This window comes from Streptomyces olivochromogenes, from assembly GCF_021538895.1.
GTDB lineage: Bacteria > Actinomycetota > Actinomycetes > Streptomycetales > Streptomycetaceae > Streptomyces > Streptomyces olivochromogenes_A.
Map to the genome: position 1 here is coordinate 125,758 of NZ_JADDRL010000010.1, position 11,473 is coordinate 137,230.

Genomic DNA, 11,473 nt, shown 5'->3' on the forward strand with positions numbered 1-11,473 from the left:
GTCAGCCCAGGATGCTGAGCGAGCACGGCCCCTCGTGATCATGAAGTTCTCGACGCTTCATGATCTGCAAGGTTGCCGTGCTCGTTGCTTCATCGTCTCCCCGGTCCGTCGTGCCGAACACGGCGCCCCCGTCCGTCTACTCGCCACCGGTGGCGGTGCTGCCCGGCCTGCTCGAAGCTCTCGCCCGGGTGCGCGATGCCGGCGCCGGCCGCAACTCCCTGACGGCGATTGCCGAGTGGGTCCAGCGCTGTGACCAGGCGATTCTGGCCCGCCTGGGCTGCTCCTTCGACCGGTTCACCGGCCGTTTCACGGCCCCGGGTGAGCGGACCTTGCGAAACGCCTTCGGCAAGGTGGACGCCGCCGCGCTCACCCAGTCCGGCTTCGCCCACCTGGCCGCCCTCCCCCTGGCATACGCCATGGACGGCAAGCGCCTGTCAATTCCCGTGCGAACCCATGGATCCGGGGCAGACGGGCCCACACCGACATGATGTGCGTGTAGTACTTCGCGTACGTGTACCAAAAGGGTCACCCACAACTGGCATTTCATCAGCTGATGTTGTAGATACGTCAGTTGTTGCATCTTCTGGATCGCAACAGGCGGCAATCGCGGCAAAGCGTTCAGTCGCTTTGTCCGTGATCGCCGACCCCCCTCATGCACAGCGAAAGGCACATGTATGGCGAACAACCGCATGATGCGCCACGGCGGACGAATGCTGGCGCTCTCAGCGGCTGCCCTGGGTATGGTCGCGGCGATAGCCGCCCCGGCCTCGGCCGATGACCAGCCCACCCGGGCACAGCTCATAGCCGACTGCGACTCGGGTGCAGGCAAGTGCACCTTCAACGAACCTCAGTTGGGCAAGGCGTACCTCGGAGACTTTCACCGGGTGTCCGACTCGCTCTACAACTGCAGCACCTCACCTGCCACCCAGTCGATGACCTGGTCCGACACGGTCGGTTCCACGGACTCGGCGGGCGTGTCCGTGACCGTCGGCGGCAAGATCGCGGACATCATCGATGTCAGCGTGACGGCGACTTACAGCCACACCTGGTCGAGCTCGCATTCGGAGACCAGCTCCATCAACATGACGGTGAAACCCGGCGAAGTCGGCTGGATCTCCCGTGCGCAGGTGATGCAGACCGTCTCCGGCACCTGGCAGACCCACTACGACGACCGGAAGTGGGGCCACTACTTCTGGTTCGTCCCTGACGTCATCACAGGCCCGGCGCCGAACGGAACGGACGGCCAGGGCAACGCGGTGGTCGTCAAGTCCCGGAAGATGACCACCAAGGAGAAGCAGTCCTGCTCCAGCCGCTCCGGTAAGGCCAAGACGTTCATCGTCCAAGGCTGATCCACCGGCCGCGCGCCCGGCTGCCTCGCGGTCCGTACACCCGCGGGGCAGCCCGAGCAGCTCAGCAGCACGGAGTCTCGGGCGGCCCGCCGGACTCCGCTCGCGCCGCAGGCACCGTCCCGCTGCGCGGTGAGCCGATCCGGAAGTAGTCCGTGTGAACCGGGCGGCGACCAGCCGCGTCAGGGTCCACTCCAAAGGATCAGTCTCACAGCGCCCGTTGGGTCAAGCCCGTCTCACGGGCCGCTGCGGTCAGGTCACGGTCCAGGTCCCCCGAGACCGGCTGGGTACGTTCCGGCCCCGGCTGGTGGTGCCCCCATCACCGACTGACGTCCTGCGCCTCGATCCCTGTGATCACCGGCTTCACGGACTGCCCCTCGCGCAGCGTGCACCGGCCCCTGCAGCCCTGCGGCTCCTGCGCGACTGCGGCCCGTGCCGAACCCGCGAAGGTTTGCTGGAGCGCACAGGCGGGCAGTGTGACGCGTCACAGACAACACGACGCCACTGTGGGAACTTCAAGTGCCCTTCTTTCCAGCCGAGTTATCGACATGCCGAGAGGGAGGTCCGGCTGACCGCACGGATTGCGTCGCTCGTCCCGTGTGTGCGTAAGAGGCGGAACCGCGGGCTGGCGGGGGTACCGGTGAGAGGGACCGCCCGCATGTGGAGAGGATCGAATGCGCTCTTTGGAAGCACTGACGCTTGATCAGGTAGTCGACACGGCTCGCTATCCTCTGTCGGAACTCGCGAGCGCCCGGGGACAAGCCGTGGTCTCCCGTGCCCAGCACGATCTGTCGATTCTCGGCTGCACCGTGCTGCCGGACTTCATTCGCCCGTCGCTGCGCGATGTACTGCGGCAGGAGTGCTCGGCCATCGCCCCCCGGGCCCACCACGACGTCGAGACAGTGAACGTCTACAACATCGCGGTCGACTCGGCGCTGCCGGAGGACCATCCGGGCCGGAAGACCTTCGAGCGGGGTAACGCGTTCGTCGCGCGGGACCGCATCCCCGCGGACTCCCTCATCAGTCGGCTCTACTCCAACATGGCGTTCCGGCACTTCATCGCCCGCTGCTTCGAACTGCCGGAGCTGCACGAGCTGGCGGACCCGCTCTCCGGGCTGGTTCTCAACGTCGTTGCACCGGGTATGGAGCACCCCTGGCACTTCGACACCAACGAGTTCACCGTGAGCATGCTCACCCAGCAGGCGCAGGCCGGCGGCGTCTTCGAGTACTGCCCGAACATTCGGACCGCGCAGGACGAGAATTTCGACGACGTCCGGGACGTAGTGGACGGCCGGGGCGAGCGGTTGACCCGGCGCCTCCCCCTGCAACCGGGCGACCTGCAGTTGTTCAAAGGGCGCTACTCGCTGCACCGGGTGAGCCCGGTGAGCAGCGAGATCGCGCGCCACTCCGCGATATTCGCCTACAGCGAACGCCCCGGCGTCATCGGGAGCGTTGAACGGACCCGGCAGCTCTTCGGCCGGGTGCTGCCCGAGCACTTGGCGGCCGAGAGCCGGGCGGTCCGCGGCGACCGGCTCCTGGACTAGCGGGCGGCGAGAACGCGTAGTCGCCGAAGGCCGTTTCCCCTGCGCGATCCCTCGGAGGAGTAAGCCCTGTGCGTTTCGACGTGACCGGAAAAGTCTCACTCGACCACATCTACGACCAGCCCGATCCGCGAACCTATTTCAGGGTGCTGCGCCCGCTCGACTACGGCGTTCCGCAGCAGGCCAAGCCCTACTTCACCAAAATCATCACGGAGTACCGGGAGTCCCAGCACGTCGCCGTACCCAAGGTGCTGGACATCGGCTGTTCGTACGGAATCAACGCCGCCCTGCTGAAGTACGACACGACCATGGACGAGCTGTACGCGCGCTACGGCGACGAGGAGCGTGCGAGTGAGAGCCGCGAGGCTCTGCTGGCCCGCGACCAGGAGCTGGCTCGGTCGCGCCAACCCCCACAAGCGATCCGCTTCGTCGGCCTCGACACCTCCGGCAGCGCGCTGTCCTACGCTCGTGAGGCCGGGTTCCTCGACGACGTGGTGCACGCCGACCTGGAGGAGCACGAGCTCACACCGCGACAGCGTGCCCAGCTCTCGGGCACGGACCTGGTGATCTCGACGGGCTGCATCGGCTACGTCACCGAGCGGACGCTCACCCGAGTCGTCCGGGCGCAGGGCGTCCGCCGGCCCTGGATGGCGCACTTCGTGCTGCGGATGTTCCCGTTCGACCCCGTCGAGCGCGCCTTGGCGGGTCTGGGCTACCGGACCGTTCGCATCGACGAGGTGTTCAGGCAGCGGAGGTTCGCCTCCCCGCAGGAGCAGGCGCTCGTACTCGACAGCATGTCGGCCGCAGGGGTGGATCCACGGGGCCTGGAGGCGGAAGGCTGGCTGTACGCACAGCTCTACCTTTCCCGGCCGTACGACATCACGAGTACCAACGATCCGAATCGAGAAGCAAGTTGAAGAACAGTCAGGAAGCGCCAGGCAACGCGACGTTCGCCCGGGAGGACAGTCTCCCGCGCGTGCCGCTGCCTACGCTGGAGGCGAGCTGCGAGAGGTTCCTCGCCTGGTGTACGCCGCTGCTGACCGCCGACGAGCGGTCGGCGACCGAGGCGGAGGTTGCCGCCTTTCTCCGACCCGGTGGCCCCGGCCGGGTGCTGCATGCCGCGCTGGAGGAATACGACGCCACGGAGGGCGTGCACAGCTGGCTCGACACCTTCTGGCCCTACCGATACCTGGGCCGCCGGGACCGGATCGCGCTCAATGCCAACTTCTTCTTCCTGTTCCAGGACTCCGACCAGGCGCAGGTGGAGCGGGCAGCCGGTCTCGTCGCCGGGGCCCTAAACTACAAGCGGCAGCTCGATCAGGGGCTGATTCCACCCGTGGTGCAGCGCGGAGCGCCCCAGTCGATGGTGCAGAACAAGTTTCTGTTCTCCACCACACGTATCCCCGGCGCGGAGCAGGACACCGTCCGCGCCCCCTACACCGAGGAGTGGCCGGGCCCGTCCGAGGCCCGGCACATCGTGGTGTTCTTCCGGGGCGGCATGTTCCGGCTGGACGTGCTGGGCCCGGACGGTGTCCCGCACAGCCTGGATGACATCGAGGCGGGGCTGCGCGCCGTGATGAAGGCAGGCGCCGACCCGGCCGACGCGGACACCTCGGTGGGCCACCTCACCACCATGGCGCGCGCGGAGTGGGCGGCCGCCCGGGAGTCCCTTCTCGCCCGCCACCCTCGCAACGCCGACGCCCTTGACAGTGTCGAGACCGCGTTGTTCTGCGTCGCGCTGGAGGACTTCGCCCCTGCGGACGTCCAGGACGCCTGTGACCAGCTGCTGTACGGCGACCGCGGCAACCGCTGGTTCGACAAGGCCGTGTCCCTCGTCGTCTTCGCCAATGGACGGGCGGGCATCAACGTCGAGCACTGCGAGTTGGACGGGACCACGATCCTCAACTTCACCGACGCCCTGCTCAGTACCCCGGCCGAGGCGCAGTCCCGGCAGTCCGGGGCCCGTTCCCAGGGGCTGCCGGCGTTGGAGCCGATCGTGTTCGAACTGGACGAGGCGCTGCGGGCCCAAGTGCGCTCCGCCGCCCATGCGTTCGCGGCGTACGGGGAGAACACCGCGACCAGTACGTTGTCGTTCGCGGACTTCGGCAGCGGTGCGGCCAAGGCGTTGGGGGTCTCGCCGGACGCGTTCGTCCAGGCTGCCTACCAGCTCACCCACCAGCGCGCCAAGGGGCACCTGGGCGCCACGTACGAGTCGATCGCCACCCGGCAGTACCGGCACGGGCGAACCGAGGCGATGCGCGTCGTCACCCCCGAGATGCTGGCTTTCGTGGCGGCGATGGAGGACCCAGCAGCCGACGCGGACGCCCGGCGCGCCGCGTTCCGGGCAGCCACCGAGGCCCATGTGGCGCGCGCGAAGGCGTGCCAGGCCGGGCAGGTGCCAGAGCAGCACCTGTGGGAGCTGGAGCTGATCCAGCGCCGGCGCGGGGCCGAGCTCGGGGTGACCGAGCAGCCCGCGCTGTACCGGACGCCGGGCTGGTTGACCATGCGGGACGACTACCTGAGCACGAGCTCCGCGCCGTCCACGAATATCCAGTACTTCGGCTTCGGGTCGACCAGCAGCCAGTGCATCGGTGTCGCCTATGTGCTGCTTCCCGAGCGGTTCAACCTCTACCTGAGCACGCCGATGGCGGTCGCTGCGCAGATGCGGACGTTCGCCGACCGGCTCCGGGAGGCGATGGACGAACTCCGGGAGCTGGTGGCGTCCGAGCGGCCTGAGGACTGAACGAACCCCGCCGCCGGACCGGAACTCCCGGTCGGGGACAACGGTCCGGCGGCCTGGACGGCTTCAGTGGCTGAGCCTGTCTTGAGCTGAGCCGAGCTCGCGGCGTAGGCGGCGGCCACGTCGGTTCGGCACGGCCGACGGCCGTAAGCTGGGGCTCCGCGGGCCAGCTCTCCCCGGGGCGGGCTGCCGTCGGCGCAGCCGGGCCGCGTACGGGGGCCCAAACCGCTCGCACCGCGCCCGGAGGCGCTCGTACAGCACCTGGATGCCGTGTTCGAAGAGGAGCTCCTCCACCTCACGGAGGGAGACGGGAAGCGGTGAGACAGCCACACTGCGTGACCGATCACCTCCACCGGGAAGCGGTATCCCCTGCACGACGGTGACGGTGCTCTTCCCAGGCGCCGACTTTGCGGTGTTCCCGCTGCGCAGCCCCGGCGTGCTTGCGTGGACTCCACCGAGACGGACATCCAGGTACCGGCGAGTATCGATCACGGGATGCGCAAGAAGGAGGGTGGTGTCTTCGTATGCATTTGGTGCTATATAGGCCGTATGTACCCACTGCTGCGGCGTGTGCGGTCCTGGCATGGGATACGCAGCCTGGCCGGCCAGATGTTCGTTCTGCAGGTCGTTGTCATCCTGGTTCTTGTGGCGACAGCAATCGCCGCCCTCCTCCTGCAGTCACGCACCGACGCCGAGCGCGAGGCCCGCAACCGCTCACTGGCCGTGGCCGCGTCCGTCGCTTCGACCCCCACCGTGCGACAGGCGCTGACCAGCGCGAATCCGACGGCCGTGCTGCAGCCCCAGGCCGAAGAGACCCGCCAGCGCTCCCACGTCGACTTCATCGTCGTGATGAGTCCCGCAGGCATCCGCTACACCCACCCGAACCCAGCCCAAATCGGCCGTCACTACATCGGCAGCATCGCCGCAGCCCAGGGTGGCGGCATCGTCACCGAGACGACCACCGGGACCCTGGGCCCCTCCGTCCGCACCGTCGTTCCCGTCACCGATTCCGAGGGGAAGGTCATCGGGCTCGTCTCCGCAGGCATCACCATCCACCAGGTGAGTCTGGCGGCCGAGCGACAAGTGCCGCTCGTCCTCGCGGCGACCGGGCTGGTCCTCACAGCGGCCACCGGTGGAACGGCCCTCATCGGCAGGCGTCTGAGCCGGCAGACACGCGGGCTCGGCCCAGCACAGATGACGCGTATGTACGAGCATCACGACGCCGTTCTGCACTCGGTACGCGAAGGTGTCCTCATCGTCGATCCACAGGGTCGTCTGCTCCTGGCCAACGACGAAGCGCGGCGCTTGCTCGGGCTTGCGGGGAACGTGGACGGCCGGACCCTCACGGACCTGGGACTCAACCCCAGAGCCGAAGAGCTCTTCCTGTCGGGCAGAGCGACCACGGACGAGGTGATCGAGGTCGGTGACCGGCTGCTGGCCGTCAGCCAGCGCCCCATGGGGCAGTCACCCAGACCGGGAGGCTGGGTCGCCACGCTGCGCGACACGACTGAACTCAGCGCACTGATGGGCCGGGTGGAGGCGGTACAGGACCGGCTCAAACTGCTGTACGACGCAGGAATACGCATCGGCACCACCCTCGACGTGACACGCACCGCTGAGGAACTGACGGAGTTCGCCGTGCCCAGATTCGCCGACTACGTCACGGTCGACCTGGCCGACGCCGTCCTGCGCGGCGAGGAACCGAACCCGCTGTGCGCAGCGGAGCTGCGTCGTGTGGCACTGCAGGGCATCCGGCAGGGTGTCCCGCTCTACCCACTCGGTGCGCTCATCCACTTCGACCCCACCACCCCGCAGGCATCGGGCTACGGTTCCGGGAAGATGGTCCTGGAGGCCGACCTGCCGGCCTTTTCCGGCTGGCAGGCGCAGGAACCCGACCGCGCTCGCAGACTGGTGGCACACGGCGTCCATTCCATGATCGTCGCTCCGCTGCGAGCCCGCGGAGTGATCCTCGGCGTGGCCACCTTCTGGCGTTCGAGAGAGCCGACACCCTTCACCCCGGAAGATCTCTCGCTCGCGGAAGAGCTGGTCGCCCGCGCTGCGGTGAGCATCGACAACGCGCGCCGCTTCACCCGAGAGCACGCGATGGCGGTCACACTGCAGCGCAGCCTTCTGCCGCACGCCCTGCCGGAGCAGAGCGCGGTCGACGTGGCGCACCGCTATCTTCCGGCAGAGGCGGGGCTCGGTGGCGTCGGCGGCGACTGGTTCGACGTCATCCCCCTCCCCGGAGCGCGCGTCGCCATCGTGGTGGGCGATGTCGTGGGGCACGGACTGCACGCCGCCGCCACCATGGGACAACTGCGCACCGCCGTCCACAACTTCTCCACGCTCGACCTGCCGCCCGATGAACTCCTCTGGCACCTGGACGAGCTGGTCACCCGCATCGACCAGGACCGGGACGGCGACGGTGGAACACCGCTGCTCACGGGCGCCACCTGCCTGTACGCCATCTACGACCCGGTCTCCCGTCAGTGCTCCATGGCCAGGGCGGGCCACCTGGAACCCATCATCGTGCACCCCGATGGCCACGCCCACCTGCCTGGAGTACCGGCCGGCCCACCATTGGGGCTGGGCGGACTGCCCTACGAGAAGACCGAAGTGCTTCTGCCCGAGGGCAGCAGCATCGTCCTGTACACCGATGGCCTGGTCGAAGACCGGCAGCACGACATAGACGAGGGCATCGAGCGCCTGCGTCGCGCTGTCGCGCCCAGGGGGCGAACGCCGGATCAAATGTGCCAGGAAGCGATGGATGCCCTATTGCCCGGGGCGCCGCGCGACGACGTGGCCCTGATCGTGGCCCGCACCCGGCTTCTCGACGACAAGCACACGGCGTCCTGGGACGTACCGTCCGACCCCTCGGCTGTTGCCGACGTTCGTGCCGCCGCCGCGCGGCACCTGCAGGACTGGGGCATGGAAGAAGAAACGTTCATCCTGGAGCTCATCCTCAGCGAGCTGGTCACCAATGCCATCCGGCACGCGAACGCCCCCATCGGTGTCCGCCTGATCCGCGACCGCAGCCTCATCTGTGAGGTTTCCGACGGCAGCAGCATGTCTCCGCACCTGCGCCGGGCCACCACCATGGATGAAGGCGGCCGCGGCCTGTTCCTCGTAGCCCAGTTCGCGGACCGCTGGGGGACTCGCTACACACCCGGCGGCAAGGTCATCTGGACTGAGCAACATCTCGCCACGGAGCCATGACTCACCGGCCCCCGAACACGGTTGACGTGGTGCGCATCCGCACACTCGACATGCCCCGGGGTCGGTGGGCAGGATGTCGCACCGCCCCTCCGGCCAGTTCGGCGGGCAGCCAGGACGCGCACTGCCGTCAGGGCCCGGTGCACGGCGCCGCTCGACAGCTCTCGGTCGGGCAGACGGCACTGCCCGGGGCCTCCGCTGTGCGCGCTGCGGCCTAGCGCGGAGCCTGCCCGCGGTTGGCCTCCCGTCGGCCAGCCTGCACGCAGGCATCACAGCGTCGCTCATCGCCGGGCCCTCGTTCACTCCGCAGGGGGAGGCCTACGCCGTCCAGGTCGAAGTTCACCGCGCACGCCGGCAGGCGGTCAGGCACCTGGGAGATCTCGTAGCTGGGTGGTGCGAGGACAGCGCTGGCTCTTTCCGCCTCGTGACTTCGGTGCCGCCGATGCCCTCGCTCGTCCAGTGTCCGACTCCCGTGGCGGGTGGCTGGTTGTTTTCCCACCCCGGACGAGGGCAACGATCGGGCCGGTTCGGCAGTCGTAGAGACTGACACACGTCGGTCTCCTGCGCTCGCCACCAACCGCCTTCGCGCGCGGTGTGGTGGCAGCGAGGCCTGTCATCCCTGGGAGGATTCATGAGCCGCTTCCCCGCATCGCCGAGCGACAGACAAAGCGACGGGCGCGACATCGCCCCGCCCATCGCCGCCGCACGTGCCATACGACCCGCGCCCGTCGGTCGCGCCGCAAGCCGCGGTGTCGCGGTGGGCGCCGTCGCCGTCTTGCTGGCGGGGGTCGGCACCTCGGCCGATGCCGCTCCCGGCGACCCGGTGGTCAGCGGTGCCACCATCAACTCCGGGCACGACGTCATCGTGGGTATCACGCACAACGTGCAGTTCCCGGTCACGGTCAGCGGATCGGATGACTCCGGTCTGTCTTTCGCCGATGTGGATCTGAAGGGGCCACACGGCGGTTTCTACACCACCGATGCGTTCTGCGAGACCGCGACGGCATGCACGACGGTGTTCACCGTCAACGCCCACCCGGCTCCGGGCAGCGACGACCCCGTGGACCTGGCCAACGCCAACGCGGGAACATGGTCAGTCGATGCCCTGGTCGACGCCAACGACGGCACATCCGTTTTTGCCCCCGGCGTGGGGTCGTTCAGCCTCAAGCGTGCCGCGCAGGTCACGGTCAACGCCTCACCGGAACCGGTGGCCAAGGGCGCTCGTATCACCGTCACCGGCAAGCTCGTGCGGGCCAACTGGGACACCTACCGGTATGCGGGATACGCGGGCCAGGCCGTGAAGCTGCAGTTCCGCCCGAAGGGCAGCAGCACCTACACCACGGTGGCCACGGTGAACACCAGCGGCACCGGCACCCTTCGCACCACGGTCAAGGCAGTCAAGGACGGCTACTGGCGGTGGAGCTTCACGGGCACCAACACCACCGGCCCGGCCAAGGCCACAGGCGACTACGTCGATGTGCGCCCCTGATCCGGCAAGCACCGCCATGAGCGACCGATGCGGCCCGGCCTTGGACGGATCCGGCACGTCCGAAGAGGTCGTTTGATGTAGGTGGATTGCCCCTTTGACAGCAGCTACCGGAATGGGCCCGCGGGCTGACCTAGAGAGATCCCGGCTCGCCGTCGGCGACGAACCGTGTCAGGGATCGCTCCAGCAGTTCCAGAAACTGCCGCAGGTCATCGGCCACCTTGTCGAGCTCCGGTTCGTCCAGCGACGCTGTCCGCGTCCGGTGCACCGACCCATCAGGGCCCGCGACGTAGGACAGGCCGCCGCCGTTGGAGCCGATGACCAGACCGCGGACCCTCTGATCCGCGCCGACGTCGACAACGCCGTACTCCTGGAGTCGCAGAAGGACGTCACTTGCCGGGTGGAGGAAGTAGCCGTTGCCGACGTCCGCCCAGGTGACGTCGCCGATGCTGTCGTAGAAGGTGATCAGGTCAGCAGGGGTCGGGCCGATTTGGGCGAGCGCGCGAGCCATGGCTTGATCGTCACGGCTGGCCGGCCGGACCTCGTTGGTGCCGGGGGGAAAGCCGTGCCGCAGCTCGAACTCCCCTGTCATCGCCGTGAGGGTCCCGGAGACTCTGTCCGTCCACGAGGCCAGCCAGGCGGGTGAAAGTGAACAGTCACTCATGAGGCCGGATCATGACATGAGCTGCGGACATCCACGAGGTGACCAGCGGCCTCGCAACCCAACGTCAGCGCATTGCCGCGAGTTGTCGGTGGGCGATGAGGCAGCAGGCGAGTTTCAGCGTCAGCAGGACCGCGAGCAGGGTGACCCTGCACGCGGTGTTCCCTCAGGACCCAGCCCACCGCTCCCGGCGCGGTGGCACCTGGTCGACCGAAGTCTGCCGACGGCGTCGGGAGCGAGCGGGAATTGCCGGGCTACTTCTTCGGCGGGACCGTCGGTATCCCCAGGAACGGCAGTCGCAGCGCGCCGAAGGCATCGGCCGGGACGACCGGGTTCGCCGGCTCGACCGGCTTCAGGCGTTCGTAGGCCGCGCCCTGCGCGGGACGCCGGTCCGCCTTCCCCTTGTTGGGCCAGTACGACATGGCCCGCTCGGCCTGCGCGGTGATGGTCAAGGAGGGGTTCACACCCAGGTTCGCCGAGACCGCC

8 protein-coding genes and 1 pseudogene are annotated in these 11,473 nt (G+C 68.3%); 7 read left to right on the forward strand and 2 right to left on the reverse strand.

The genetic code is table 11. The features are described from left to right. Nucleotides 1-149: 149 nt before the first annotated feature. From IPZ69_RS07500 to IPZ69_RS07530, 7 genes are all read left to right on the forward strand, one after another. The gene (locus tag IPZ69_RS07500; protein WP_235453205.1) at nt 150-488 is read left to right on the forward strand and encodes a hypothetical protein; all 339 of its coding nucleotides are present in this window, start codon (nt 150-152) and stop codon (nt 486-488) included. A gap of 186 nt (nt 489-674) precedes the next feature. Next, nucleotides 675-1,349 carry a hypothetical protein gene (locus tag IPZ69_RS07505; RefSeq protein WP_235453206.1) on the forward strand — a complete coding sequence of 225 codons (675 nt, stop codon included), beginning with the start codon at nt 675-677 and terminating at the stop codon, nt 1,347-1,349. A 671-nt stretch (nt 1,350-2,020) separates the two neighbouring features. Continuing rightward, the gene (locus IPZ69_RS07510; protein WP_268834322.1) at nt 2,021-2,890 is read left to right on the forward strand and encodes a HalD/BesD family halogenase; all 870 of its coding nucleotides are present in this window, start codon (nt 2,021-2,023) and stop codon (nt 2,888-2,890) included. A gap of 68 nt (nt 2,891-2,958) precedes the next feature. Then, nucleotides 2,959-3,804, forward strand: a complete 846-nt coding sequence (locus IPZ69_RS07515; RefSeq protein ID WP_235453208.1) for a class I SAM-dependent methyltransferase — start codon at nt 2,959-2,961, stop codon at nt 3,802-3,804. Nucleotides 3,805-3,863: 59 nt separating this feature from the next. Then, nucleotides 3,864-5,630: a choline/carnitine O-acyltransferase gene (locus IPZ69_RS07520; protein WP_235453209.1), complete on the forward strand. Its 1,767-nt coding sequence runs from the start codon at nt 3,864-3,866 to the stop codon at nt 5,628-5,630. A 546-nt stretch (nt 5,631-6,176) separates the two neighbouring features. Then, on the forward strand, nt 6,177-8,843 hold the full coding sequence (locus tag IPZ69_RS07525; RefSeq protein WP_235453210.1) for a SpoIIE family protein phosphatase: 2,667 nt from the start codon (nt 6,177-6,179) through the stop codon (nt 8,841-8,843). A gap of 628 nt (nt 8,844-9,471) precedes the next feature. Further along, complete coding sequence (locus IPZ69_RS07530; RefSeq protein WP_235453211.1) at nt 9,472-10,329, forward strand: calcium-binding protein; 858 nt, start codon at nt 9,472-9,474, stop codon at nt 10,327-10,329. A 130-nt stretch (nt 10,330-10,459) separates the two neighbouring features. Here IPZ69_RS07530 and IPZ69_RS07535 read toward each other — a convergent pair whose 3' ends face one another. Both IPZ69_RS07535 and IPZ69_RS07540 read right to left on the reverse strand, forming a co-directional pair. Further along, nucleotides 10,460-10,918, reverse strand: a complete 459-nt coding sequence (locus tag IPZ69_RS07535; protein WP_235453212.1) for an SMI1/KNR4 family protein — start codon at nt 10,916-10,918, stop codon at nt 10,460-10,462. A gap of 323 nt (nt 10,919-11,241) precedes the next feature. Next, nucleotides 11,242-11,473, reverse strand: a pseudogene (locus tag IPZ69_RS07540) (cholesterol oxidase); the annotation flags it as partial.

Excerpts from the sequence above, each read along its gene's own strand:
- IPZ69_RS07505 (WP_235453206.1), top strand. The coding sequence starts at position 675 with ATGGCGAACAACCGCATGATGCGCCACGGCGGACGAATGCTGGCGCTC.
- IPZ69_RS07510 (WP_268834322.1), top strand. The coding sequence starts at position 2,021 with ATGCGCTCTTTGGAAGCACTGACGCTTGATCAGGTAGTCGACACGGCT.
- IPZ69_RS07525 (WP_235453210.1), top strand. The coding sequence starts at position 6,177 with ATGTACCCACTGCTGCGGCGTGTGCGGTCCTGGCATGGGATACGCAGC.
- IPZ69_RS07530 (WP_235453211.1), top strand. The coding sequence starts at position 9,472 with ATGAGCCGCTTCCCCGCATCGCCGAGCGACAGACAAAGCGACGGGCGC.
- IPZ69_RS07535 (WP_235453212.1), bottom strand. The coding sequence starts at position 10,918 with ATGACAGGGGAGTTCGAGCTGCGGCACGGCTTTCCCCCCGGCACCAAC.